The sequence below is a fragment of the Rhodopirellula sp. P2 genome, assembly GCF_028768465.1.
GTDB lineage: Bacteria > Planctomycetota > Planctomycetia > Pirellulales > Pirellulaceae > Rhodopirellula.
In genome coordinates this window covers 6,543,212-6,569,772 of the sequence record NZ_CP118225.1, presented here as the reverse complement: position 1 = coordinate 6,569,772, position 26,561 = coordinate 6,543,212, and the positions used below count along the sequence as shown (strand labels likewise).

13 protein-coding genes are annotated in these 26,561 nt (G+C 57.6%); 6 read left to right on the top strand and 7 right to left on the bottom strand.

Features of this window, described 5'->3' with window-relative positions; all coding sequences use genetic code 11:
* Window positions 1-485: 485 nt before the first annotated feature.
* Window positions 486-3,542 carry a PVC-type heme-binding CxxCH protein gene (locus PSR62_RS23080; RefSeq protein ID WP_274405320.1) on the bottom strand — a complete coding sequence of 1,019 codons (3,057 nt, stop codon included), beginning with the start codon at window positions 3,540-3,542 and terminating at the stop codon, window positions 486-488.
* A gap of 575 nt (window positions 3,543-4,117) precedes the next feature.
* Between PSR62_RS23080 and PSR62_RS23075 the strand changes: the two genes are divergently transcribed.
* From PSR62_RS23075 to PSR62_RS23065, 3 genes are all read left to right on the top strand, one after another.
* Window positions 4,118-5,260 carry an SGNH/GDSL hydrolase family protein gene (locus tag PSR62_RS23075; protein WP_274405319.1) on the top strand — a complete coding sequence of 381 codons (1,143 nt, stop codon included), beginning with the start codon at window positions 4,118-4,120 and terminating at the stop codon, window positions 5,258-5,260.
* Window positions 5,261-5,763: 503 nt separating this feature from the next.
* Window positions 5,764-6,267 (top strand): MarR family winged helix-turn-helix transcriptional regulator, encoded by a 504-nt coding sequence (locus PSR62_RS23070; protein ID WP_274405318.1) that lies wholly within the window; start codon window positions 5,764-5,766, stop codon window positions 6,265-6,267.
* A gap of 44 nt (window positions 6,268-6,311) precedes the next feature.
* Entirely contained in the window at window positions 6,312-7,547 is a 1,236-nt protein-coding gene (locus tag PSR62_RS23065) for an NAD(P)/FAD-dependent oxidoreductase (protein ID WP_274405317.1), read from the top strand.
* A 122-nt stretch (window positions 7,548-7,669) separates the two neighbouring features.
* Here the strand turns inward: PSR62_RS23065 and PSR62_RS23060 are convergent, their stop codons facing one another.
* Window positions 7,670-9,604, bottom strand: a complete 1,935-nt coding sequence (locus PSR62_RS23060; protein ID WP_274405316.1) for a DUF1549 and DUF1553 domain-containing protein — start codon at window positions 9,602-9,604, stop codon at window positions 7,670-7,672.
* On the bottom strand, window positions 9,604-11,013 hold the full coding sequence (locus tag PSR62_RS23055) for a DUF1501 domain-containing protein (protein ID WP_274405315.1): 1,410 nt from the start codon (window positions 11,011-11,013) through the stop codon (window positions 9,604-9,606). Before PSR62_RS23055 ends, PSR62_RS23060 begins: the two co-directional genes overlap by 1 nt.
* Before the next feature lie 509 nt (window positions 11,014-11,522).
* Between PSR62_RS23055 and PSR62_RS23050 the strand changes: the two genes are divergently transcribed.
* Window positions 11,523-17,324 carry a PVC-type heme-binding CxxCH protein gene (locus PSR62_RS23050; protein ID WP_274405314.1) on the top strand — a complete coding sequence of 1,934 codons (5,802 nt, stop codon included), beginning with the start codon at window positions 11,523-11,525 and terminating at the stop codon, window positions 17,322-17,324.
* A 272-nt stretch (window positions 17,325-17,596) separates the two neighbouring features.
* On the top strand, window positions 17,597-18,283 hold the full coding sequence (locus tag PSR62_RS23045; protein WP_274405313.1) for a PH domain-containing protein: 687 nt from the start codon (window positions 17,597-17,599) through the stop codon (window positions 18,281-18,283).
* Window positions 18,284-19,162: 879 nt separating this feature from the next.
* On the opposite strand, the gene PSR62_RS23040 is transcribed toward PSR62_RS23045, so the two are convergent.
* From PSR62_RS23040 to PSR62_RS23025, 4 genes are all read right to left on the bottom strand, one after another.
* The gene (locus PSR62_RS23040; protein WP_274405312.1) at window positions 19,163-19,849 is read right to left on the bottom strand and encodes a hypothetical protein; all 687 of its coding nucleotides are present in this window, start codon (window positions 19,847-19,849) and stop codon (window positions 19,163-19,165) included.
* Between the two features lie 105 nt (window positions 19,850-19,954).
* Window positions 19,955-21,394, bottom strand: coding sequence for a DUF1501 domain-containing protein (locus PSR62_RS23035; protein WP_274405311.1), 1,440 nt, complete (start codon window positions 21,392-21,394; stop codon window positions 19,955-19,957).
* A gap of 111 nt (window positions 21,395-21,505) precedes the next feature.
* On the bottom strand, window positions 21,506-23,860 hold the full coding sequence (locus PSR62_RS23030; protein ID WP_274405310.1) for a PSD1 and planctomycete cytochrome C domain-containing protein: 2,355 nt from the start codon (window positions 23,858-23,860) through the stop codon (window positions 21,506-21,508).
* A 257-nt stretch (window positions 23,861-24,117) separates the two neighbouring features.
* Window positions 24,118-25,275 (bottom strand): AraC family transcriptional regulator, encoded by a 1,158-nt coding sequence (locus PSR62_RS23025; RefSeq protein ID WP_274405309.1) that lies wholly within the window; start codon window positions 25,273-25,275, stop codon window positions 24,118-24,120.
* 217 nt (window positions 25,276-25,492) lie between these two features.
* Between PSR62_RS23025 and ltnD the strand changes: the two genes are divergently transcribed.
* The gene (gene ltnD, locus PSR62_RS23020; RefSeq protein ID WP_274405308.1) at window positions 25,493-26,392 is read left to right on the top strand and encodes an L-threonate dehydrogenase; all 900 of its coding nucleotides are present in this window, start codon (window positions 25,493-25,495) and stop codon (window positions 26,390-26,392) included.
* Window positions 26,393-26,561 lie beyond the last annotated feature (169 nt).

The following is a 26,561-nucleotide window of genomic DNA, read 5'->3' as shown; positions in this document are numbered from 1 at the left end:
AACAAGTCACCTCTCCCTCAGCTTTGCTGGGGGAGAGGTCGAACAGGCCGATGGAGGCCCTGTTCGGGTGAGGGGGCAATTCACAGCAAACCGGCTTTTTGGCCTCATTTCACACATCGCGTGCCCCCTCACCCGGATCTCGCTGAACGCTCGCTCCGACCTCTCCCCCAACTTCGTCGGGGGAGAGGTAACAGGCAAGAAACTGTCCACGAAAACGCTGTGTCAACACCAAAGATTGAACAGCCCAGCGGAAGCCCCAATGAGGCTCGGTGCGTGCCGCAGGGGGCTGCCTGATGATGGCAACTCGCGGAAGTCGAAGGATGCGCCGGTGGCACGCCACGCCAGAGTAGAACAGTTGTCTCAACTGTTCCGTCGAGCCATTCTCTTTACCAAGCCTTGTCGCATCGCCAATCACTTTGCCAACCGTCTGCGTCAAGCCGCTCGACGACTCCACCCTGTCACGCAAACATTTGGAGACAAATGTTCTACTCAGCTGAAGTTCGCCTTGGGGACAAAGGCACTTGGGCGGGTGACATCAAATAGGCGATCATGTTCTGAATCTGTTGATCGCTGAGTGAGCTGAGAAGTTCGTCGGGCATCATGGACACCGGTGACTCGTGCATCTCTTCCACTTCCTCTCGCTGGATCACGATTTGATCCAGTGCTGTCTGCAGCGTCAGAGTTTTCTCGGTGCGTCCGATGAAGACACCGTTGAGCACTCGGCCGTCATCCAACAGCACGACTGACAACTTGAAGTTCTCAGAGACCGTGGCGCTGGGATCGACAATGTTCTCGAGCAGATAGTTCAGATTGCTGCGTTGTGCCCCGGTCAAATCGGGAGCGATTTTGGCTCCTTCGCCAAACAACGTGTGGCAATTCGCACAGGACTGATTGAACAGCAGTCGGCCGGCGGACGTGTCGGCTTTGGCGAGCGTTTCCGGCGTCAGCATGGCTCGGAGTGCTGCGATGCGAGTTGTCTTCTTCTGTGATTGTGCGGCCAGTTCGGGCCACAGGTCGGCCACTCGCTGACTCAGTCCGGCGTCGCCCGAGTTTTGCATCTGCCGAAGCTGGAACGCGGAAACGAGGGATCGATCGATGCTTCCGGCTGAGACCGCGTCCAGCAAGACGCTGGCAAACGGCGGACGCGAAACCAGCGTGGCGATCGCCGCTCGTTGGGCGGGCAAGGTGAATCCGCTGAAGTTGGAAACCAACAGCTGGGGTGTTTCTTCGTGGCCGAACGCCGCCAGCCCATTGATCGCGTCGCGTGACAGGTCGCGATCCCTCAGCAGGCTCTGGAGCAACGGCACGACTTCCGCGTCGCGTGCGAGCACCAGGGCACGGATCGCAGCGCGGCGTTCCGACAAGGCTGATCCACTGTCGAGTGCGATCTTGCGAAGTTCATCAAGAGCACGGCCGTCGCCAAAGACCAGGGACAGCTCACGAGTCAGTCTCTGAACTTCTGGATTGTCGCTGTCGGCGTTGTCAGCCGAGAATGAATCCCAGCCTGCCACCGGCGTTGCCTTGCGCCAACCTCGCAGTGCTTCCGCCATTCCACGCAGGACATCCACGATGACCAATGAGTCGGTCGTGGGGGCTGCCGTTCGTTTCAGGAGCTGCTCGATGACTTCCGGTTGTCGTTCCATTTCCAGCGTCACCCGCCGGGTGATGTACTCGCGAACGATCGGCAGTTGGCACGACACCACCATCTCAATCGCTTGTTCGGGGTTGGCCAGGACAGCGGGTTCGACTCCGTACCAGACCATCAGCGGCAACACGCGGTCATCGGCATATTTTTTGTGGCTGCCCAACGCCAAAGCCACCGGCCAGCGGTCCTCGACTCGCAGACGCTGCAGCGCGGATGCCAACCATGTCAGCACCAAGCCGGAGTCATCGCTTTGCGCCATGGACTGAAACTTGGCGAGGACGGTTGGTGAGGGTGGGGCGTCTTCGGTGAGGAACTGAATCGCCCAGCAACGCACGTGTTCGCTCGGGTCATCCAGGCAGCGGGCAAGGAAGTCGTCACTCGCACCGCCGGTGATGTGCAGTGCCCACAGTCGCCGCAGCCGCTGCGTCTCCGATTCGTCCGAGTGAAATTTTGCGAGCAGGTGCTGGTGAATCTCTGGATCGATCGCGGACCGCGCCGCACGTTCGCCCAGTTCCAGCAGACACTTTCGCGACAGCCATTCCCACGGGGAGGCCACGTGCTCGGCCAACTGTTGGGTGCTGAGTTCACTTGCGGGACCAATCGCTGGGCGGGCGGCTGGGGGATTCTCTTCCAAAGCGAGGCGATAGATGCGTCCGGAAGTCCGGTGAATCCCGTCGTTTTCGTGGCATTCGCCAACGTCGGACCAGTCGGCGATGAATAACTCGCCGGCCTTCCCCGTCAGAATCTCAACACCTCGGAACCACGGATCCGCGACTTTCAAAAAGTCCGGTGCATGCCGCGCCGTGTACGTCGCGCCATGACGATGCAGCGTGTCTCGATTGATTCGGCGACCGTGGAAATTCAGAGCCAGCACGGAACCCTGCAGCGTTTGCGGGAACGGCTGGCCTTGCAGGATGGTCATTCCGCAATGGGCGTGCCCGCCTCCTGCCTGGTCGGTGGTTTGGGTCATGACCGTGACGCCATCTTTGCGGATGTCATGCCACAGTTCGTTGGTGTCCCAATGGAAGTGATCCGCCGTCTGTTCGATCACGCCGTAGGTGTGCGGGTTGAAGTGTTCCCCGTACATGCGGCGGAATCGAGCTCCCGGAACCACGTGCCAGAGATGTCCGATGACCGTGTTGATAAAGAACATCTGCCCGTGTTCGTCCCAATCCATGCCCCACGGATTGGTCGTGCCCATGGCAACCACTTCGAATTGATGACGTGTCGGATGGAACCGCCAGATCCCGCAGTCCATTGGCACCCTTTGGTCGGGCGTCGCGCCGGGGATCCCGACGTTCGAAATGGCCATGATGCCGTTGCGACCGTACAGCCAACCGTCCGGTCCCCAACGCAGTCCGTTGACAATCGTGTGCCGAGCGGCGTCGTCGTCCCAGCCATCGAGCATGACGATTGGTTCCCCGTCGGGCACGTCGTCTTGGTCAGCATCGGGAATGAACAGCAGGTTGGGCGCGTCCAGAACCCAGACACCGCCATACCCGATTTCAACGCTGGTCAGTCGTCTGCCTTGATCCCAAAACACCGTCCGTTGATCGAAACTGCCGTCACCGTCGACATCTTCCAGAATCACAATGCGGTCGCGCATGGAATCGTCGAAATTAGTGGCCCGATCCGAGTAGGTGTAGTTTTCGGCGACCCACAGTCGACCGCGATCATCGGTTGCCAAGGCGATCGGCTGATTGATCTCAGGCTCGGACGCGAACAGAGTCACCTGAAAACCATCGGGGACGCTGATCCCTTTGAGAGCGTCCTCTGGAGAGGTTTGGTTGGTTTCCGACTTCTCGGTGTTCAACGGTTTCGGAAAGTCGTCCGCCCACAGGTTGAGCGGGGAGGTCAGGGCAAGGCAAACCATGACCCAGGCAAGACTGTATTTCATCGTGGGGCAATGAGGTGGGGAGGGAGCTAGGCGGGTACGCATGTGTCATCGGGTATGTGAGCCGTTGGCGTTCGCCACGGTTTTCACGCACAACCGGGGCGAACGCCCAAACGGCTCACCTGGTTGTGCTTGATCATTCCTGCTTACCTGCTTAGGCGGGCGCAGGAACAGGTGGGGTTCGCGTCCAAACGCGAGCGTTCCTTGAGATCGAAGGCACAGCATATCTTGCCGCCGCACGCTTTGCCTGGTTCGAGGAGGCTGGGCCCGAATTTGAGTTCGGGGTGAGATTGTCTCGGGGGGAAGTTGTCGGGGCGTGAACTCAGGGCAGCCCAGCCAATCATGAGCAGGCCTTCGCCTGGTCGTCTTTGCTCCTGCTAAAATGCATGCACTTCGCAGTGATTTCCGGACCGTTCCTCAAAATGCTTCGCTCGAATGCATTTGGGAAGGGTGTCAAATGACAGGCCGTTGCCAAAAAGGTTGAAACGATGGCGAGAGACAGGATGATTCTAGAGGACAGCCACCCGCGTTTCTGTCTGGGACAGACTCGGCGTGGACAGGATCGTGGCCTGCGTCTCATGCTGGCAGTGTTGGCCGCGCTCACGGTCGCCGGTGGGATGATCGGATCATCGGCGTCATCGCTGGCAACGGAACCCGCTCGCTGGGAATACTCGTCTGAACAACTGCAGCCTTTTTGGAAGGCGGATGTGATTGAACGTGAATCGGTGCTGTTCATTCGCGATCCGGCAACCGGGGAAGCACGGGCGTCGCTGCTGTTTCCAATTCAGAAGATCATCTCGATCCAGGATTCAACGGGAGCCATCACGTACGAACCGGAAGTTGACTTTCATCACGTCAGCGGTTCACGCGAAATCTCCGTTCCCTCCACATCGCGAATCGGAACGAAGTCCGCCGCGGACCTGCGGCGACCGGATGATTCTCAGAAACACAAACTCACTCATCGCGACGGCAACGGTGAGATACTGTTTGGCGGCAAGTTGGAGTACCACAGCATGCAGTCGTGGGTCACTTACTCCAAAGCAGCAGACGATTGGCCGGTCGCGATGCCAGCCTTCGATCCGTCGGCCCTGCCTCTCACGATTCGTCAGCTACAGAAAGGGCAGCCGGTTTCGATTGTCCTGCTCGGAGACAGCATCTCAACGGGATGCAATGCATCCGCCTGGGGCGGCGCGGCACCTTTCCAGCCCGCCTATCAAGACTTGTTGAAGCAGCATCTCGAGTCGCATTACAAGACAACCATTGAACTCACCAATCTGTCCGTTGGTGGGACGTCGACGCCATGGGGAGTCTTGCAGATCCCGAAGGTTGTGGAATCAAAGCCCGATCTGATTTTGCTGGCATTTGGGATGAACGATTCAGCCAGTCGTTCACCGGAGGATTACGGAAAGAGTATTGCCCAGATGATTTCCACCGCACGCGAGACGCTGCCCGATGTCGAATTCATCCTCGTTGCGACCATGCTCGGGAACCGGGACTGGACAACGCTGAACCACGACGTGTTTCCGAAGTACCGTGATCAACTGGCAGCACTCTGTGAACCTGGGATTGCGCTCGCCGATATGACTTCGGTATGGCAGGAGTTTTTGCTGAGAAAGAAGGATCACGACCTGACAGGCAACGGAGTCAATCATCCCAACGATTTTGGACATCGGGTTTACGCACAGGTGCTGTCAGCTCTGTTGGTCGAGGATGCTTCTTGATGAGCGAAGGAAGCTGGTTGTCCACCGACGGTTTGGTCGAGGAATCTGGAACTGCTGAGGGCTTGTTGCTTTCCGAGGCTCACTGTCACGCGTTCGCGTCACGTTGCTCGACGGTATCACCCTGGTCCGCAAACATTGGGGGACAAGTGTTCTACTCTGTTGTCGCTTCGTGCGTGCGCTGAATGGTGGCGGTGATCGGGCTTGGTTTTGGGGAACCACGAAGATCACGAAGGGGCTGTTCTGCCGAACACCATTTTTTCACGCCGCACCGGCGGTGCGTCCAAAGGGCTTGCCCGGCAAAGACGCGTCCATCGGTCCGTCGTTTGAAGGTTGCTGGAAGTCGATTCGCGATCGATTGGCGGAGGTCGCTCTTCGGGCGTTGCGGCGACGCTTGGGAAATTGAAGCCCGTCTTGCGATCTGATCGCGGTCGCTCGGTCATGCGGTGGTTGCCGTTCTTAAACAATGTCTTGACGACAGTTGTCTCAACAAGTAATGTCGCAACATGGCTAAATCATCGTCCCATGCTGCCTCTCCGGCGAAGCAATCGTTTGACTCGTTGGAGCAAGAGGTCTTTTTGAATCTCTGGCGGACTTATGACCGGCTGAAAGCGATGGAAGATGAGGTCTTCGGACAGGTCGGCTTGTCCGCCCAGCAATACAACGCTCTGCGCCTGTTGCAATCGGTTCACCCGAAGACGATGCCGACCTTGGTGCTGGGGGGGCGATTGATTTCTCGAGCCCCTGACATGACCCGCCTCCTGGATCGTCTGGAACGGCGTGGATGGTTGTTGCGGGAGAGGAAACCTGAAAACCGTCGTGTCGTCGAAGTCCGCATCACGAAGGAAGGGATGCAATTGCTTGACGAGATCCACGAGGCGGTCCAGGAAAGTCATCGACGGCAGTTGGGACACCTGAACAAGAAAGTTCTGCGGCAATTGGCGGACTTGCTCCGGCAAGCCCGGCAGCCACATGAAGATGCCGCCAACCTGTCATTCATTGATGAGTGACAGGGTAGCGTTCGTCAATCGTCCATCCAAGAAAGTGTTTCCGTATGTCAGGTCAACAATCTGCTCAGGTGGTCGTGATTGGCGGCGGTCCCGCCGGAGCGACCGTTTCCACCTTGATTGCCCAGCAAGGTTATCGAGTTGAATTGTTCGAGCGTGAACGCTTCCCTCGCTATCACATTGGTGAGTCACTGATTCCTGAAACCTATTGGGTGCTGGAGCGATTGGGGATGCTCGACAAGATGAAGTCGAGTCAATTCATCAAGAAGTACAGCGTTCAATTCGTGAGTCCTTCGGGCAAACATTCCGCTCCCTTTTACTTCCACGACAACAAGCCGCACGAATGCTCGCAGACTTGGCAGATTCGCCGGAGCGAATTTGACATGATGATGCTGAAGAATGCGGCAGACCAAGGTGTCAGCGTTTACGAAGGGATGCGGGTGCTGGATGTGCTTTTCGAGGGCGACCGGGCGGTTGGCGTTCGGGTGGTGGATGAGACGGGGAAGCAAACAGAAGTTCGCGCCGATGTGGTTGTGGATGCCAGCGGGCAAAGTTCCATGCTCATCAACAAGTTTAAACTTCGGGTCCCCGACGCCGAACTGAACAAGGGAGCAATTTGGACGTACTTCAAAGGCGCCTATCGAGATCAAGGTAAAGACGAGGGAGCCACTGTTGTTCTAAGCCTGCGAGACAAGCAGGGGTGGTTTTGGTACATCCCGATGGACGATGACTTGGTCAGCGTCGGTGTGGTGGCGGACTTTGACTACCTGTTCAAAGGGCGTGCGGGAAACGAAGCGACCTATGCCGAGGAACTGGAAAAATGCCTCACAGTCAAAGAGCGGATTTCCAAGGCAGAGCAGGTTGCCCCTGTGAAAGCAACGAAAGATTACACCTACCGGGCAAGTCAAGCTGCGGGCGACGGTTGGGTGCTGGTCGGCGATGCGTTTGGATTTCTCGATCCGCTTTATTCATCGGGTGTGATGTTGGCGTTGAAGTCGGGAGAGCAGGCTGCCGATGCGATCGTTGAGGGATTGCGAAATGGCGATACCTCTCGAGCACAGATCGGAAAGTGGGAGGCGGGGTTTGTCGAGGGAATGAATCGGATGCGCCGATTGGTCTGTGAGTACTACGACGGGTTCAGCTTTGGAGAGTTCATTCGCCGTTTTCCCCAGCACGAAGGCAGCGTGACCGACCTGCTCATTGGCGATCTTTTCAAACCGGAACTCGACCAGGTATTTGATGACATCGACTCGATGAAAGCGACGGACGCACCGAGCGATTGAGCCAAACGGGGCAGCCACCGCGACTCTTCGAGTTGGCCGTGGATGCAGGTAAGCAGGCGAGTGTGGGAGCCAAAGAAACCGAGGCGACGGTTGCTTGGCGACGCGTCCGAGAAGGAAACCGATCAATCGACGGTGATGAACTCGTTGCAGTTGAACAACGCCAAGCATAGGTGAGTTTGCTTCTCTGCCTCGGCCGAGGTGCTGGCACTCAGGAAGTCCTGGACTTCGAGTTGTTCTTCTGGGGTCGGTGATCGTCCGAGCACGCGTTGGAATGTGGCCTGGATGCGTCGTGCTTCGGTGGGATGCTCGTTCGCGATCGACGAGGCCATTGATCGTGCCAGGTTCAGGGAGAACTCGGAGTTGAGTAGATGCAGCGACTGAGGGGCCGTGGTTGAAATGTCCCGACGGGAACAGCTGGTGTTCGCACTGGGGCGATCGAAAACTTCAAAGATCGGGTATCGCAGGTTTCGGCGAGCGAAGACGTAGATGCTGCGTCGATTGTGCTCGGACCGATCCTGCGTGACGTCCCATTGGTTCTTGAGCAAGGTACCGACCAGTTCTTGGGGCAGCGGCGGACGGACACCCGGGCCACCGGACTTCCAGTTGATTTGCCCCGACGCCACCAGCATCGCATCCCGAATCGCTTCGCCCTCGAGTCGCCAACGTGGGTAGCGGGACAGCAACTGAGCCTGCGGGTCTGCCTTTTGTGCTTCGCCCCAGGCAAGCGTTTCGGATTCGGTCGCGTCGTCCGCGAGTCGGCTTCGTTGACGATAGGTGGCCGACGTGACGATCATCCGATGCAGCGACTTCAGGCTCCAGCCCGTCTGGACGAATGACAACGCAAGCCAATCCAGCAACTCGGGATGGCTGGGCTCGGATCCCATCACACCGAAATCGCTGGGCGTACTGGATAGTCCAGCACCAAAATGATGTTGCCAAACGCGGTTGACCATGACTCTCGCTGTCATTGGATTCTCGGCCGCGACCAACCAATCAGCCAGGGCCGTTCGAAGTCCGGCTGATCTTTCGGATTGCCTTGGGGAGAAGGCATTGGTCGTCGACGAAACGACCCGAATGACACCGGGTTTCAGTTCGGGCCCAGGACTGCGGAAGTCCCCACGCAGCATCAGATGGCTTGGACGCTCCGATGGGAACGATTCTTTCAGAGTGGAGAGTGAGTGGTTCTTTTGAAGTGGAACCGATGGTTCAAAGATGGCTCGCAAGCGATAGAAGTCCGCTTGGCTGATCGGGTCGTACTTGTGGTCATGACACTGGGCACAGCCGACTTGCAAGCCGAGGAAGACTTCGCCGATGGTCGATGTCAATTCGTTCAAGACCGTGTGTCGACGCTCGTCGGTCAGATTGATGTCCGGCATGTCAGGTCCCGACAGGCAAAACCGCGTCGCCGTCAAAGCGGACTTGTCATTCGGATGCATTTCATCGCCAGCGATCTGGCGTCGAATGAACTCGTCATAAGGCAGGTCTTCGTTGAGAGCCGCGATGACCCAATCGCGATACTTCCAAGCATCCGGTCGGAGCTTGTCATGCTCGAACCCGTCCGTCTCTGCAAACCGAGCCAAGTCGAGCCAGTGCTGTGCCCAACGTTCGCCGTATCGCGGCGAGTCGAGCAAGCGATCGACAAGCCGTTCGTAGGCGTCTTCACTGGCGTCGGATTCAAATGCAGCGATTTGCGATGGTGTCGGCGGCAACCCGGTCAGGTCAAAGCTCAATCGCCGAATCAGCGTTTGACGTGAAGCGGGAGGTTGTGGTTGCAGGCCGCGTTGGCTCAGTTCGAATTGGATGAAGTCGTCGATTGGATTGCGACGCCATCCCGTGTTGGGAGGCTGCGGCACCTCCACGGTTTCGAGTGGTAGAAACGCCCAGTGATCGCGATCGTAGTCGTCGATTGGCAGCTCGACGTAGTCAGCGGCATCTTCGTCGGCGGTGGTGCAACGCATGGTGATCAACGTGCCGATCACAAAGGGGCACAGAATCGTCAACAGAGGCAGGCAAGCTGCGTTTGAAATCGGCCACGACGTTCGTTGTTGTGCACGCATCAAAGCAGGATCCCTTCGACGGCTTCCGCTTCATCGGGACCGGTCAAACGTTTGTCCAGCCCATTGTGGAAGTACGTCAGGTCGTAGTGATTCATTCCCAGCAGTTGCAGCAGGGTCGCGTGAAAATCATTGACAGAGACTTTGTCCGTGACCGCTCGCAGTCCGATTTCGTCCGTTGCCCCGAACGCCCGGCCGCCGCGAATGCCGGCACCTGCGAGCCAGACGCTGTAGCCCCAAGGGTTGTGATCGCGACCCAGACCCTGTTCGCTCATGGGCATCCGCCCGAATTCGCCGCCCCAGATCACCAACGTGTCATCCAGCAACCCCCGTTGCTTGAGATCTTGCAGAAGACCGGCGACCGGTTTGTCGGTGCGCCGACAATACTCGGTGTGATTCTTTTCGACGTTCGCATGGGCGTCCCAGCCATTGGTGTCGCCGGAATACAACTGGACAAACCGCACGCCGCTTTCGAGCATCCGGCGGGCCAGCAAGCATCGCTCGCCAAATTCACGTGTTTCTGTTTGGTCGATGCCGTACATCTGTTTGGTTTGCAGGGTCTCTTTTTGAATGTCGACCAGCTCCGGTGCTTCGGATTGCATCCGAAACGCCAACTCATAGGCTTTCACGCGTGCGGTCAGGCGATCGTCCGAATCCCGTTGTTCCAGGTGCCTTCGGTTCAGCTGATGAATCAGCGAAAGGTCATGCTGTTGCTGTTGTGCAGAGACACCCGGTTGTGGTTGCAAATCAAGGATCGGCGAAGCTCCAGGGCGCATGGTGACACCCTGATAGGAGGCGGGCAGATAGCCGTTTCCCCATGCCGGTGGTCCACCCTTCAGGCCTCCGCCAGGATCGGGCAACACGACAAAGGCGGGCATGTTCTGGTTTTCTGAACCCAATCCATAGGCAACCCAACTGCCCACGCTGGGACTGCCCATCAGGGTGCTGCCCGTGTTCATTTGATAGACGGACTGCGGATGGTTCACGCTGTCGCCATGCATGGAACGAATCACACAGAGGTCGTCGGCGTGTTCTGCGATGTTCGGAAGGAAATCGCTGATTTCCAATCCCGACTGGCCTCGCGGACGAAAGCTTCGAATGGGAGCCAGCAGAGGATTCTTCTTGACGTTGCGACGCGTCATCACGTTGCCAAAACTTTCCGGCAACGTCTGGCCACTGTACTTGGTCAGCACGGGTTTGGGGTCCAACAGATCCACGTGACTGGGGCCGCCGTGCATGAAAAGCCAGATCACTCGCTTGGCACGCGGCGGGAAATGCGGTGGATGTACATCCGCACCCGCATTGGCTTGTGCAAGCGAGGCGTAGGCGAGCATTCCCATTCCGCCACCCGCGTTGGCGAGGAAGTTGCGTCGCGATTGTGTCGGGGACGGATGCGTGGGTTGCATTTGCATGGCCGCGTTGAGCAGTCGAAGGGGCCCTGTGGATGCTCCGAAGTTTCCCCCCGAACAACGTCACTCTGAATGTGACAAGGCCTACTATAACGAAGTTGCGGCGTCATGGCGGAGCAAACGAGGAGGGCTCATCAACAGGCAATGCACTGCATTGGAGTCTTTCTCGCATGATCACGGGTAAAGTGTGAGATTTCACGCGTGCTGCAATCGCCGCTGCCACAAGCCTGCCCGGACCGGCGTTTCTGTTGTTGGATGGAAGGAGTTTTGGGGGCATCCACGGTTCAATGATTTCAGTTCAGCAGCACGGTAGGTTTTATGCGATCATATGGCGATCGTAAGGAACCATGTCGGTGACATGTTTGAGATGCCGAAGTGGTCCCCGAACGTTTTTGAAGTCCATTGCGGATCCAGAATGCGGCTCATTGAGTCGTTGAATTCAGCACGGGCTTCGTCCCGCCGTCAGCACAACGTCGATGTGCATGACAACCTTCCCTTCTGAGTCTCTCAAAATGATTGCGTCTCGAATTCTCTTGTTGGTCGGCATCATGGTGTCCGTGTTGGCCGAAGCCGAGGAGCACACCGTTCACTCGTTTGAACGACAGCAATTGACGAACACGTATTTCTCCGAAGGTGCCGATGCGGCTGACATCAACGGCGATGGCGAGTTGGACGTGGTCTATGGCCCGCATTGGTTTGAAGGGCCTGCGTTCACCGCAAAGCACGAAATCTATCAACCAGTTCCGCAGAACATGGATCGCTACGCGGACAACTTCTTCAGTTGGCTGCATGACTTCAACGGCGACGGACTCAACGATGTCTTCGTCGTGGGATTCCCCGGGACTCCCGCCTACGTCTACGAAAACCCTGGGAAGGATGGTTTCGACAAGCACTGGGCGAAGCATCCGGTGTTTGATTGGGTTTCCAATGAGTCGCCGCAATGGATTGACATCGTGGGCGATGAGAAACCGGAGCTGGTCTGCACCCGAGACGGGTTCTTTGGTTTTGCGACCATTGATTGGGACCATCCCTTTGAGGCGTGGGAGTTTCATCCGATTTCGGAACAGGTGGCACCCAAGAAATTTGGTCACGGGTTAGGGATCGGAGACGTCAACGGAGATGGTCGGCAGGATTTGATCCATTCCCAGGGGTGGTTCGAACAACCGTTGACGCACCAGCTGACATCTCGTTGGTTTCATCATCCGGTTTCCTTCAGCGAGGGCTATGGCGGCGCGGAAATGTACGCCTACGATGTCGACGGCGACGGCGACAACGACGTCATCACAGGTCATCGAGCGCATGATTTTGGGTTGGCTTGGTACGAACAAATCCCAGGCAGCGACAAGAACGAGCCCACCTTCAAGCATCACTTGATCATGGGGGAACATCCCTCCGAGAACAAATACGGCATCGCGTTCAGCGAATTGCATTCGGTGGCCTTGGCCGACCTGGACGGTGACGGTTTGAAAGACATCGTCACCGGCAAGACCTATTGGTCGCATCACCGTCAAAGCCCTCAGTGGGATGCCGGGGCGGTGGTTCATTGGTTCAAACTGAAACGCGGACCAGACGGTGTGGATTGGATTCCGTACCAGGCTGACGGTGAGGCGGGCATCGGTCGGCAGATCTCGATTGTCGACGTCAACCAAGACCAACGTCCTGACATCGTTGTCGGGGGAATGCTTGGTGCTCACGTTTTGATTCAGCAGGCGAAGTCGGTCAGTGAGGCGGAGTTCAAGGCGGCGCAGCCAAAGGTCTACACCGGCCCGAAGCTTCCGCGGGTGGAAGGTGCCGAGGCATTGCGTGGTCCGAAATCGAAGATCAACAGCGACACGGGGCAGGTGCTGGGCGCGATCGAGGGCGAGACGCTGCTGGGCGAGACGACTGGTGGATCGGCAAAGGTTCAGGATATGTCTGGTTTCAGCGCGGACCAGTGGAGCAACCAGACGCAACTTTGGTGGACGGGGGCCAAACCGGCTGACACGTTGAAGCTTCCGCTGCCAGAGTTCACCGGAACTGTCGACCTCGATGTCGTGCTCACATGTGCTGGCGACTATGGCATCGTGCAGCTGACGCTGGATGACAAACCACTTGGTCCGCCGATCGATCTGTACAGCGGCAACGTGGTGACGACGGGAGTTCTGTCGTTTCCCAAGATCGCGGTGGAGGGAAAGCAACACGCGTTGAACGTGCAAATGGTGGGAGCGAATCCCAAGGCCAAGAAGGCATACATGTTCGCGTTGGATTACCTGCGGATCAAACAATCCGATGGCAGTTTTGTGGCTGGAAAAGCGGTGGAAACGAAATCGATCGGCGTGGTTCCCGTGGGAATCAAGCCGAAGTCAATCGATGGACGCGAGTTGAACCTCGACTTTGAAACCGGCACGCTGGCCGACTGGACCGCAGAGGGAAACGCCTGGGAAGGTCAGCCGATCAAAGGGGACACGGTGGTTGGTCGTCGAGCGGGGATGAAGAGCAACCATCAGGGTGAATATTGGGTTGGCGGCTTCGAAAAGTTTGGTGACGACAGAACGGGTTCGCTGACGTCCGCGCCTTTTGTGGTGGCTCATCGATACGCCACTTTTCTCACCAACGGAGGTGATGGCGAAAAGACTCGTGTTGAGCTGGTCAGAAAAGACACCGGCAAAGCGTTCTATCAAATCTTTGGGACCAAGAAGGAAACAATGCGGCGGATCACCGTCGACTTGAGTCCGCTCATCGGTCAAGAAATCATGATTCGGATCGTTGATGAGCACCGTGGAGCTTGGGGGCATCTGAATTTTGACCATTTTCGCCTGCACCCATCCAAGCCGGGGAAAGTGACGCCGCAGATGATTGCTCTGGCGGCAGATGAGTACCCACACGCTGGCCTTTCTGCCCAGCAAGCCGCTGATGCGATGAAGTTACCCAAAGGGTTCTCCGTCACCGTGGGGGCAGCTGAACCTCAGGTGCAGCAACCCATCGCGATGGCCATTGATGATCGCGGCCGCGTTTGGATCGCGGAAGCGTACGAGTATCCGATTCGGGCAAAGGGTGACCAGGGCCGTGACCGCATCTTGATTTTTGAAGACACGGATGGCGACGGTTCGCTGGACAGCCGCAAAGTGTTCATGGAAGGATTGAATCTTGTGAGCGGGCTGGAGGTTGGCTTCGGTGGCGTGTGGGTCGGAGCGGCTCCGTACTTGATGTTCATTCCTGATCGCGACGGTGACGACAAGCCGGATTCAGCGCCGCAGATTTTGCTGGATGGTTTTGGATACCAGGACACACACGAGACGCTCAACACGTTTGTGTGGGGGCCGGACGGTTGGCTGTACGGTTGCCACGGCGTGTTCACGCATTCAAACGTTGGCAAGCCAGGGACACCCGCTGCAGAACGCACACCGCTGAACTGCGCGGTGTGGCGTTACCACCCGGTGCGGCACGAGTTCGATGTGTTTGCAAACGGAACCAGCAACCCGTGGGGAGTCGATTTCGACGATCATGGGCAGGCATTCATCACCGCCTGTGTGATTCCGCACCTGTATCACATCATTCAAGGGGCCCGCTATCAAAGGCAGGGTGGACGTCACTTCAATCCATACACCTACCGTGACATCCCCACAATTGCCGATCACTTGCACTACCTGGGGGCCACGCCGCACAGTGGCAACAGCAAATCGGATGCAGCCGGTGGAGGCCATGCTCATGCCGGAGCGATGATCTATCTCGGCGGCAAGTGGCCCCAGCAATATCACAACCAGTTGTTCATGAACAACATTCACGGGCAGCGTCTGAACATGGATGTGCTGCATCCGAACGGTTCCGGCTTTGTGGGCAGTCACGGACCGGACTTCTTGCTGACAGGCGACCAAGCGTCTCAGGTTCTGAATTTCCGTTATGGACCCGATGGCAACGCATGGATGATTGATTGGTACGACATGCAAGCCTGCCACCGACGCGAAGCGGATATCCACGACCGAACCAATGGGCGGATCTACAAGATCAACTATGGCAAGTCAGAGACTTCGACTCCGCCCACGGCGCTGGACTCGATGAGCGACCTTGAACTCGCACAGCTTGTGCTGGATGAAAACGATTGGTACGTCCGTCATTCACGACGCAATTTGCAGGAACGGGCGACCTCGCGTTCGATCGACGGTTCGGCGGTGGCCTACTTGAATGAAGTGTTGGCCGAGAACCAGCACGACACCCGTCGATTGCGAGCCGCTTGGGCGTTGCACGTCACGGGCAGTTTCACGCAGAGCAACCTGCACTCGATGCTTTCTGATGCCAGTCCGTATGTTCGGGGTTGGGCTATTCAGCTCGCACTTGAGAACACAAAAGCAGACTCGAAGCTGCTCGCTCGGTTGGTGAGTCTTGCGCGCACCGACGAATCCCAAGTCGTTCGGTTGTATCTCGCCTCAGCTGCTCAAAAACTGCCGCTGGAACAGCGTTGGGATCTGCTCACCGCTCTCACTGGGCACGCAGAAGATCGCGATGACCACAATCTCCCGTTGATGTACTGGTACGCCGCTGAGCCGTTGGCGGAGGAAGACACTGGACGAGCGCTCGCGTTGGCGATGTCGGCCGGTAACAACATCCCACTGCTGCGCGAGTTCATGTTGCGTCGCATCGGAAGTGGCGGAGCGGATTCGTCCTTGGCCGTCTTGGTCGAAGGACTTGGCAAGGCGAAGTCACCCGAGATGCAACTCACGTTTTTAAACGCAATTCGTTCTGCACTTGTAGGCCGTCGGCAGGTTGTTGCACCCCCGCAATGGGCAACGGTCTCGGCGGGGCTGCTTTCGAGCGATGATGCCGCCGTGCGTCTCCAAGTCACGGCGCTTGGTGTGACCTTTGGTGATTCCGCTGCCTTTGCTGCGATGCGTTCGCAAATCGAGGACAACGCTGGCGAAGCCAAGGCTCGACTGGTTGCCCTGCGTTCATTGCTCGACGCTGGCGACCCAGGATTGGTGCCAACCCTGTCTTCGTTGCTGGCGAGCGAAGGTCCGCTGCGTGAGGCATCCATCCGTGGACTTGCCCAATATGGCGATCCTGCCGTCGCCGCCGCGTTGTTGAACGCGTACGCCGATTTCACGCCCAGCGAGCGACGCATGGCACTGGGGACTCTCTGTGGACGGGCGTCATCGGGAATCGCGTTGCTGAAGGCGATCGATGCCAAGCAGGTCGCCAGTTCCGATTTGACAGCGGATCTTGTTCGCCAGTTGCAGTTCTTGAAGAACGAGGAAATCAATTCGTTGCTGGAGAGTGTTTGGGGGACAGTCCGCGAGTCCGCGGGAGACAAATTGAAACTGATCGCAGAGATGAAAACGCTGGTCGCGTCCGAAGCACATCCACCAGCGGATCCGGAACTCGGCCGAGCGATCTTTGCAAAGACATGCATGAAGTGTCACGTGCTGTACGGCGTCGGTCAAAAAGTGGGCCCTGATCTGACTGGATCGAACCGATCCAACATCGATTACTTGCTCAGCAACATTGTCGACCCCAGTGCGGTGATGGCCAAAGAGTACATGCCGACGATCATTCTCACCGATGACGGCAGAGTGGTGAACGGTTTGGTCCAAGCGGAGGATCGCAACAGCATCACGTTGCAAACTTCGGATGCGTTGATCGTCATTCCGAAGGAGGAAGTCGAGGTTCGTCGGGAGAGTGAGAAGTCAATGATGCCCGACGACCAATTGAAACAATTCCATCCGTTGGAAGTGCGTTCGCTGATCGCCTATTTGCAGGGGAAACAACAGACCGCGATTCTCGCCAATCCCGAGAACGCCGGGATGATTTTCAACGGTCGCGACCTGACGGGGTGGAGTGGCGCCGAAGGATTGTGGTCCGTTGAAGACGGTGAATTGGTCGGCCGCACGGAGGGATTGAAACGCAATGAATGGATCGTCAGCGATCTGTCCGTGGAAGACTTTCACCTGAAATTGGAGGTCAAATTGGCCAACAATGAAGGCAACAGCGGGATTCAATTCCGGAGCCAGGCTCATGACGGTGAAGTCAGCGGGTACCAGGCGGATATCGGAGCGGGTTGGTGGGGCAAGCTGTACGAGGAACACGGCAGAGCCCTGCTGTGGAGCGAGTCCGGGGAAGAGCACGTGAAGCTCGGCGACTGGAACACCTACGAAGTCATTGCCAACGGCCACCACATTCGCACGCTGATCAACGGCAAGGAATGTGTGAACATGGAAGACCCCCAGGGAGCCCATCGAGGCGTCATTGCGTTTCAGCTTCACAGCGGAGGGAAAACCGAAGTTCGATTCCGCAATGTTCAGCTCGAGGTTTTGCCGACGTCGGGTTCCCATTCGAGAGATTGAAAACTGTCTGCATCGCGATGCAGACCGCTGACGTTGTACACCTGGACCAAGGTATGCATGCCAAAATTCAGTGTGAAAAACAAAGGGGATTCGCAGAGAAGTGTCTCCCCGTGAGCACGAGAATGCATCGAATATAGTGGACGCGGAGAAAACGGATTCCGACAGCCGGCGAGGAGAAACAATTTCGAGGATCGCGAGAGGAAGCCTGTTCGGTATGTGATGTGCATTGCTAGATGTCGTCGAACCGTCCACTCGTACCGGAAATTTTACCCATGCAAGTTCTCACCACACAGTGCCCGTACTGCCACCACGAAGTCGATAGCACGATCGAGCATTTGGATGGTCCTGTGCTTTGTCCAAGTTGTGACAACCCGTTCGAGATGGAGATGCCGACGGCCGTTGTCACCGCCGTTCATGAAGTCGACGAGAAAACGGCTCGCGAGAACAGGATGGCATCGGAGCCAGAAGAACGCTCGCTGGCGCAAGTTCATCCAGTCGTCTTTCGCGCCCGCCCGATCGCGACGCTTGTTTTTTCAGTCGTCGGTATCGTCGCCGCAGTGCTGATTCTGATGTCAGTGGCTGGGATGTCCTTGGCCGGTTACGCGTTGGATGAGATGGCCGTGGTTGGACCAGCTTCGATCGTGGTTTGGTTGAGCGCCGCTGCCTTGATCGTGACTGCGGGGGTGATTGGCCACTGGACGCTGCTGAGCCGGTTCACAACTTTGACCGTCACCGATGATCGAACGGTCTACCGGGAAGGCATCGTCTCGCGGGAGACATCGGAGGTGCAGCACGACGACGTTCGCAACATTCAACTCGATCAATCTTTTGTTCAACGTTTGCTGAATGTGGGTGGCATCGGCATCTCCAGTTCGGGACAAGACGATTTGGAGGTTGTCGCCAAAGGCCTTCCCCACCCCAAACGAATCATTGATCTCATTCGCGAAAATCAGGATTGAGTTTTCGCGGTGAGTTGCTTGGACGCGAGCTTCACCGAAAACCGACTGAGTGGCGGACAGTTCATGCCACAGAATCGCGTCTTCCGGCGATCGCTCAATCGAGTGGCAAATGATCTCGGAGGACTTTTCGGGGTTCCCAAGGGTCAGCAAATCGTGCGAGACCATTCTTACCAACGGAGTCTTGAGCAAATTGGATGTGCCAAGTTCAAACAAGAGGTCAATGCCTCGTTGGGATCGGCCGATGGCGATGTATTGCAACGCCATGACCCTGGGAGACCAAGGTTCCAGAGGAATCAACAAGCTGACTCGTTCGAAGGATTGGACAGCGGCGGCAGGGTGCTTTGCCTGAGCTTGCAATCGTCCGCGAAGCTCCCAGGCCGCACCATCGTTCTCTTGGTCTTTGTAGATTTTTTGGGCTCATCCGACGGAACGGTGCGTCCGAGGTTTTCAAGGCATGCACCGATGTCCGAATGTTCAATGATGGACGGCGTCCGTGTTGAAAACAACCCACTGGCATGGCGAGCATGCCGGTGGACCGCGAAGCACCTTCGGCGCATCGGAGACCAAGCGATTCCTTGGCAAGTTGCTCCTCAGCAGAGCTTGCTTCCGCTTCACTTGGCAACTCAATTCGAACGCCTCGAAATGGTCCGTTCAAACTTCGGGCATCGGAGAAATCCCTCCAAAAACCTGAAGTCAGGGTACCGCGCACGCTTCCGTCGGATGAGCCCACTAAATTCCCCGAAGAACCCGCGAAGAAAACTGGCGATCGCAAGCAACAAGGGGCAGTCTGTGAGGTGGCTGGACGCAACGACGAGTCGCTCAGGACCAGACTGGGATGGTGTCGATGAAGGTCAGCCCGGTTGGTGTGAACGGCAACTGTCAGTTGTGAGCGGGAGGCGTGCCTTGTTCGCTGAGTGGGGACATTTGAAAGTTTGAAACCGTTGCCCAACGATTGGAGTCGGCTTCTCCCATGTAGAACTGCAGGCTGACGTGCGGAGCGGGAGTGGAGGTTTGGGAGGGCAAAGTGGTCTTTCCAACCGGTTTCCAGTCGGAGCCTGGTTGTCGGTATTGCCCGAGAAGTTGTGAGCCGTTGACGACGAATCGCAACTGCACCGTCTCGGCAGGGTAAGGAATGATGGCGATGGTGCGTGCCCGATCATTCGTTTCGTGGCCCATCACGATGTTGGTCGTGCCGTTTTCGAGTTCCAGGCCGAGCTTCACCATCGTTGAATCGCTGTAGTACCAAACCAAGTTGGCTTGTTCCCAGCGTTTCTTGGGTGCTTGCGTGATCTGCACGCGAACGTCAACGGCTTCTTTCCAAGTATCAGGGATGGGGTGGAGCAAGACGTTCTTCGCGTCGTTGTCTTTGCCCCACATGTTGCCTGGTTCGATCAAGACTTGCAGGCCATCTTGGGTGGATTTCCAGCCGGCCTTGTTCTCTCGCACCCATCGCCATTGGTCACTCATCCCGTCCACAAACGACTCGGTGATCGGTTCGGCAGCTGGGGTGGCGGAAGGCAGCCAGGCGGCAATCAATCCAATGGAACACAGAAGGATTCGGCACATGTCAGCTTGTTCTTGGCGGGGAGTTGGGTGGGGAAGGTTGATTGTACTTTCAATCCGTTATGCCCACTTGCTGCCATGTTGAGTTGCACCCGGACGTGATCACGCTTAGGAGAGAACCTCCTGGATCACTTCGCCGGCGACATCGGTCAGGCGGTAGCTGCGTCCGTTGTGGAAGTACGTGAGACGTTCGTGATCCAGACCGAGCAGATGGAGAATGGTGGCATGCAGGTCATTCACGCTGACGGGGTTCTCAACGGCTTCGTAGCCGATCTCGTCGGTCTCACCGTAACTGACGCCTCCCTTGATCCCTGCGCCGGCCATCCACTGCATGAACCCTTTGGGATTGTGATCGCGCCCCTTGCCGTTTTGCGAGATCGGCATGCGACCAAATTCTCCGCCCCAGATCACGAGGGTTGAATCGAGCAACCCACGTTGTTCCAAATCGGAAAGCAAACCTGCCACCGGGACATCCGTGGCGGCGCAGTGGTGAGTGTGGTTTTCTTCGAGGTTGTCGTGCGCGTCCCATTCGCCGTCGCTGTAGACCTGCACAAACCGAACGCCGCTCTCGACGAGTCGGCGTGCCATCAAGCACTTGGACCCGAACGATTTGGATCTGGGGTTGTCGATCCCGTAGAGCTGTTGCGTTGCCTTCGTCTCACGCGAAAGGTCGACGACCTCGGTCGCTTCTTTCTGCATTCGGAACGCCAATTCAAACGAATCCATGCGGTTGGCGAACTCGGCATCGCGGGTGTGACGTCGCATGTGTTCGTCGTTCAGCTTGGCCATCAGGTCCAGCTGCGCACGTTGATCGGGTTTGGTGATGGAGGGTTGCCGGTTGAGATTCAAAACCGGAGTGCCCTGGGAGCGGAAAAGCGTTCCCTGGAAGGTGGAGGGGAGGAATCCCGCGCCCCAGTTGTGTGGACCACCTTTGGCACCTTGGGTGTTGCCCATCACAACGTAGCCGGGCAGGTTCTGGTTTTCGCTGCCCAGTCCATAGGTCGCCCAGGCACCTGCGGTGGGGAATCCCGGACGTGGCAGCCCACTGTTGATTTGATAGATCGCCGGGACGTGATCATTCGATTCGCTGTAGCACGATTTGATGAACGCCATCTTGTCGACGTGTTTGGCGACGTGGGTGTATTGGTCGCAAACCCACTGCCCGCATTCGCCATATTGTTGGAATGAAAACGGTGACTTCATGAGCGGTCCGGGGTTGCCGAAGAACGCCTGGATGTCGGTCGTGTCGCCGTCCCGTTTGTCGAGTTCCGGTTTGCGATCGAACATGTCGACGGCGCTGGGGGCACCTTCCATGAACAGCCAGATCACCGACTTGGCCTTGGCGGGGAAATGGCCCGGCCGGGGAGCCAGCGACGTGATTGGATCCGAAGCCTCATTTGTCGCTGGTGCGGCCAATAAATTTTGCTCGGCCATCAGATTGGCCAGGCCAATCATCCCAGCTCCAGCACCGGCTCGGCACAGCCATTCTCGGCGACTGAGCATGTTGGCGACGCGACCGCAGGGAAACAACGGAGAGTTCTTCGTCATGTTGGTTGGCCTCTGACTCAGAGTGATTTTTCAAACGGTGCGGTCGGTTGCCCTGGCCGCTGCGGAGTTGTTTTGAGGGGCAGGGAAGCCCATCGTAGGAGTCTTGGGAATTCAATCGACGTAGATGAATTCGTTGAGCCCAAACAGCGACTGGCAATAGTCGGTCACCGCTTCCATTCGTGGGTGGGGTTCTTTTCGCTCGGTTCGTGCCTTGGCTTGTGCTTCGATGAACTGCACCGAAGTCTCGATTTCTCGCTCGGTCGGCGGACGCGCGAACGAGGTTTCAAAGGCTCGATGGATGAGCGGTTGCAGTTCGCCTGTGGCCGGAACGGATGAGTCGGCTTGCTTCTTGATCAGCAACTCGGCGTAATCGTGAGCCACCGAACGAACAAAGCGATCGTTCAGAATCACCATGGCTTGCGGGGCCACGGTGGTGTTTTGGCGGCGAGCACAGCTGGTCATCAGGTCGGGGCGGTCGAATGCCTGGAACATCGGATAGGGGATCAGACGTTTATGGAACATGTAGACGCTTCGCCGCCGAGTCGAGGCGTCGTCGGGAGCGTCTTTGGGATAGCCTTCGCCTTGGATGTTTCGGGCTTGGTTGGCCTCCGGGGCGATGTAGGGCTTGAAACCCGGCCCGCCCGCTTCCAAGTTGAGAGTTTCGGTCACTGCTAACATGGCGTCACGCAGGATCTCAACCTCGAGACGTTGCGGAGTCATTCGCCACAGCAGACGGTTGGCAGGATCAATCTCGGCTCCGTGTTCGTCCAAGGCTTCGCGGGTGCTGGCCTGCTGCCACACGGCGCTGGTGAGGATCGCGCGGTGCAAGGACTTGATTTTCCAGCCGCTGGCGACGAACTCGTTGGTCAAGTATTCGATCAACTCCGGATGCGAGGGGGCATCGCCACGAACGCCAAAGTCGCCGGTTGTGGGAACGATTCCCTTGCCAAAGTGATGATGCCAGACGCGGTTGACCATGACTCGTGCCAGCAACGCTCCGCCGCCCTGCTGCGTGTCGGTCATCCATTCGGCCAACGCTCGACGCTGCAAGGTGCTTTGGGGGTCACCTGATTCGCTGTAGGCCTCCTTGGCATTGCTCCAGAACGCCTCGGCGTCGGCACCGGAGGAGAGCATCGCGGGGAACCCGAAGTCGAGTTCAATCTCGCGGTCGTAGACATCACTCCGGCGAAACAGCCACGTGGTTCGACGCTTGGCATCAAAGTCTTTGAAGTAGTAGCCGTCTTTTCCACTGGGAAGCTTGCCGGTCACCCGGTCACCGCTGTGGAAGACCCCCAGCAGTTGGTAGTAGTCCTTTGCTGAAAATGCGTCGTACTTGTGATCGTGGCAGCGTGCACAGGCAACGGTGATCCCCAGCATGCCGGATCCCAATGTCGAGACGACGTCGTCCAGTTCGTTGTAGCGATTCGCTAAGCGTTCGCTTTCAAGGAACGAGTCAGGCAACTGGTAGCATGTCCCACCGGTCAGAAAACCGGTGGCTGAAACGGCCGCGTCATTGTCGGGCTCGATTTCGTCCCCCGCGATTTGCCAACGTACAAATTGGTCATAGGGCATGTCGTCATTGAAGGCTTGAATCACAAAGTCGCGATAGTGGTACGCGTACGGACGGTCCTTGTCCGCTTCTTGGCCGTCGCTGTCCGCGTAGCGAGCGACATCCAACCAGTGCCTTGCCCAACGCTCGCTATAACGCGGGGAATCAAGCAGTTCGTCCACCAGATGCTGAATTGCCAGGTCCGAGTTTTCTGTGTGAGCAACGATGAACTGGTTCGTTTGCTCGGGAGTCGGCGGCAACCCGATCAGATCAAAATACAATCGCCGCACCAGTGTTCGCGCGTCGGCGGGTTGCGATGGTCGGATGCCAGCGTCATTCAATCGCCGGAGTACAAACAGGTCGATGGGGCCCTTGGACCAGTTGTCGTTGGACGATCGCGATGGCGGATCGACTTCTTGCAGTCGCTGAAATGCCCAGTGCGATTTGGCTTGATCCATTTTGGGGTCAACGATGTCGGCATCGTCCGGCCAAGCTGCGCCTTGATCGATCCAGTCTCGGAGTAGGTTGACCTGGGTTTCTGTCAGAGGCTCAGAACCTTCCGGTGGCATCAACGCGTTGTCTTTGCCTCCGGACACCAATTCGATGAGCAAGCTTTCTTCGGCCTTGCCCGCGAGAATCGCTTCCTCGCTGTCTCCTCCTTGCAACGCCTTGGTCTTGATCCCCAGATTCAGGCCGCCTTCTTCCGTGGTCCCGGCGTGGCATTCGAAGCAGTTGTCTCGCAAGATTGGTTGAATCTCGCGAACGAAGTCGATCGGTGTCGAGCGTGTTGCCGGTGGCTGTGTGCTGGAAGTCGCGTTGAGAGCCGAGTTGTCCGTGTCTTGACCCAAGGCAACGCTGTTCAACAATCCAAAGCAAACAGCCAGGAATAGGAAGCGACGATCAAACGGAAACGTCATGAGAAAGGCCTTCATTCGTATTCTTCGTGCTCGCCGAAAGGGAATTCGAGGCGGGAGCCAAGACGACACCACGATTCAACCGGTACGTTGAGGTGCTGTGCTGGTGGCGGAACCCGGCTTGTGGCAAAACCATTCACCGTATTGGGGTGCAGTGGTGGTTCTGACCCTTACAAGAATAGGCGAACTGAAACTGGCAGCAATTCGCAGACGCGCAAATCAATTTCGATTTTTCGTCTCAGTGATTCGTCCGCCGCAGCTCAAGTGGCGTGATTTCGTCGACGGTAGTCGCCAGGTGTGGTTCCGAAATGCTGGCGAAAAGCCTGCGACAAGGAGGCACTGGTCGCGAACCCGGACTCAGCTGCGATCGTGGTCACGGTTTTGTCTGAATCGAGTAGCAAGCGACCGACATGTGCCATTCGAACCCGACGAATTTCCTCCGCGGGGCTGCGATTGAGTTCCGCTCGGAATCGCTGTTCCAACCTTCTTCGCGAAATCGGAAATGCCTTGAGCAAGTCGGCAACGGTGATGCCGTCGGGGGCCCGGTCGCGTATGTAACGCAGGACGTCCGCGATTTCATCGTCCGCCATGGCGAGGATGTCAGTCGAGTGTCGGCCTCGCACTTGCAGGGGTGGGATCAGTGTTTCTGGCTTGGCGGTGGCGTCGCCGTTCATCATCTTTGCCAGCATCTGGGCGGCCGTCTCCCCGATCCGATGACTTGCCAGTTCAACCGCTGAAATGCGAGGCGAAGCGACATTGCACAGCAACTCGTCGTCATCGCCCGAGAGCACTGCCACCTCATCGGGAATGCGAATCGAATCCGCCGAACAGATTTCGACCAATTGCCGGGCCGGGTACGGATCCGCGGCGAAAATCCCCAGGGGACGTGGCAGGGTCGACAACCAACGACGCACGTTGGAATAGTTTGTCAACCAACCAGCGGTGTCATCGCCCGTGGCTTCGTACATCGCGCATTGGTACCCGCCAGCAGTGACCGCATCAGCGAAGGCCATCGACCGCACGTCCGAGTAGCGACCGATCGGGGGTGCGTAGCAGGCAAAGTGGGTCAGGCCCCGATCGCGAAGATGCTCAAACGCCATTTCACCGCGTGCCGCGTCATCGGTCGCGACTCGAGCGAACCAATCGCACTTGGGAACCATGATGCCCACATCCACCACCGGCAGTTGGAGGTTCTTGACGTGGCGGACTGAAGACGTGGTTCGCAATGAAGCGATGATCCCGTCCCCGTTCCAGACCTTGGGTAAACGCAAGCGACCTTGAGCGTCACGGGGGGAGATCAAAACGGTCCAGCCACTTGAATGACCGAACCGGCAAACGGCTTCGACCACGTTGCGACCCCAAGAGTCGTCGGTCTCAACGAGAATGCCAACATGTCGTGGGCGTTGGGTGGTTGTCACGGCGCATGATCCATGGGAACGGTTCAGGCAGATGGATTTACTGCGCAGTAGAGTAACAGAAGTGCGCAGCTGCGCAGGCCAGGAACGACAATCCCACGTACAATCACCGCTGCACGGCTGTCTCCCTGTGGGACGGTCGGTGCACCGATTCACTGCCTACGGTTCAGGACCACGACCTGAACCTTCGTCCAAGATCGCCGCTGAAAGAGAGGGACTGATGACAACTGCCGCAAAGATTGCCGTGATTGGATTGGGGGCAATGGGTTACGGGATGGCCTCGTCTTGCTTGCGGGCGGGACATCAGGTTTGGGGTGTGGATGTGGCACCCGAACCGGTGGAGAGGTTCCGCGCCGATGGCGGCCAGGCTGGCGAGCTGAAGGAGATTGCAGGGACTTTGGATGTCGTCGTTGTGTCGGTCCTCAATGCGGATCAGACGGCGGCGGTTTTGTTCGGTCCCCAAGGGGTGGCTCCCTTGATGAAAGAAGGCAGCGTGGTGGTCGCGTGTGCCACCGTGTCGCCTGACTTCGCCCGAACGATGGCGAGCCAGTGTGGCGAGCGCGGCTTGCTGTACCTGGACGCTCCGATCTCGGGCGGTGCAGCAAAGGCGGCCCAAGGGCAACTTTCGATCATGGCAGCTGGCTCGGAAGCGGCGTTTGACGCGGCAGCGCCGGCACTCGACGCGATGGCGGAATCGCTGTTCCGGCTAGGAGAGGTGGGGGCAGGGTCGGCGATGAAAGCGGTCAATCAACTGCTCGCAGGAGTGCACATCGCTGCGCTGGCAGAAGCGATGACGTTCGGCATGACCCAAGGGGTTTCGCCGGAAAAGTTTTTGGAGGTGATCCCCCAGTGTGCCGGAACCAGTTGGATGTTGGAAAACCGCGGGCCGCACATTGCCGCTGGTGATTACACCCCGCTGAGCCAAGTGAATATCTGGCCGAAAGACCTGGGGATCGTTTTGGACATTGCCCGCAACGCCAAGTTCAGCGCCCCGTTGACCGCTGCGGCGCTGCAGCAGTTTCTGGCCGCGGCGGGAATGGGGTTGGGCGGCCAAGACGATTCCGCCGTGGCCAAGGTCTACGCTCGCAACGCCGGGTTGACGCTGCCGGGCGATGAGTGAACGCCAGATCCGCTTGCAGGAAGTCGCTCAGTGATCGCTTGCGTTTGATCGACGGTTCGTCCATTTCGGTTCTCGCCGCTTGGTGGTCTGGTCGCGTGTGCGAAAGAGTTCCAGGACCACGTCATGCAGTGTCACGACGTGGTTCCGGCCTGAACTACTAAAAAGGCAG

What these genes read in the sequence shown, in the direction of transcription:
- PSR62_RS23080 (WP_274405320.1), bottom strand. Translation starts at nt 3,542, where the DNA reads ATGAAATACAGTCTTGCCTGGGTCATGGTTTGCCTTGCCCTGACCTCC.
- PSR62_RS23075 (WP_274405319.1), top strand. Translation starts at nt 4,118, where the DNA reads ATGCTGGCAGTGTTGGCCGCGCTCACGGTCGCCGGTGGGATGATCGGA.
- PSR62_RS23070 (WP_274405318.1), top strand. Translation starts at nt 5,764, where the DNA reads ATGGCTAAATCATCGTCCCATGCTGCCTCTCCGGCGAAGCAATCGTTT.
- PSR62_RS23065 (WP_274405317.1), top strand. Translation starts at nt 6,312, where the DNA reads ATGTCAGGTCAACAATCTGCTCAGGTGGTCGTGATTGGCGGCGGTCCC.
- PSR62_RS23060 (WP_274405316.1), bottom strand. Translation starts at nt 9,604, where the DNA reads ATGCGTGCACAACAACGAACGTCGTGGCCGATTTCAAACGCAGCTTGC.
- PSR62_RS23055 (WP_274405315.1), bottom strand. Translation starts at nt 11,013, where the DNA reads ATGCAAATGCAACCCACGCATCCGTCCCCGACACAATCGCGACGCAAC.
- PSR62_RS23050 (WP_274405314.1), top strand. Translation starts at nt 11,523, where the DNA reads ATGATTGCGTCTCGAATTCTCTTGTTGGTCGGCATCATGGTGTCCGTG.
- PSR62_RS23045 (WP_274405313.1), top strand. Translation starts at nt 17,597, where the DNA reads ATGCAAGTTCTCACCACACAGTGCCCGTACTGCCACCACGAAGTCGAT.
- PSR62_RS23040 (WP_274405312.1), bottom strand. Translation starts at nt 19,849, where the DNA reads ATGTGCCGAATCCTTCTGTGTTCCATTGGATTGATTGCCGCCTGGCTG.
- PSR62_RS23035 (WP_274405311.1), bottom strand. Translation starts at nt 21,394, where the DNA reads ATGACGAAGAACTCTCCGTTGTTTCCCTGCGGTCGCGTCGCCAACATG.
- PSR62_RS23030 (WP_274405310.1), bottom strand. Translation starts at nt 23,860, where the DNA reads ATGACGTTTCCGTTTGATCGTCGCTTCCTATTCCTGGCTGTTTGCTTT.
- ltnD (WP_274405308.1), top strand. Translation starts at nt 25,493, where the DNA reads ATGACAACTGCCGCAAAGATTGCCGTGATTGGATTGGGGGCAATGGGT.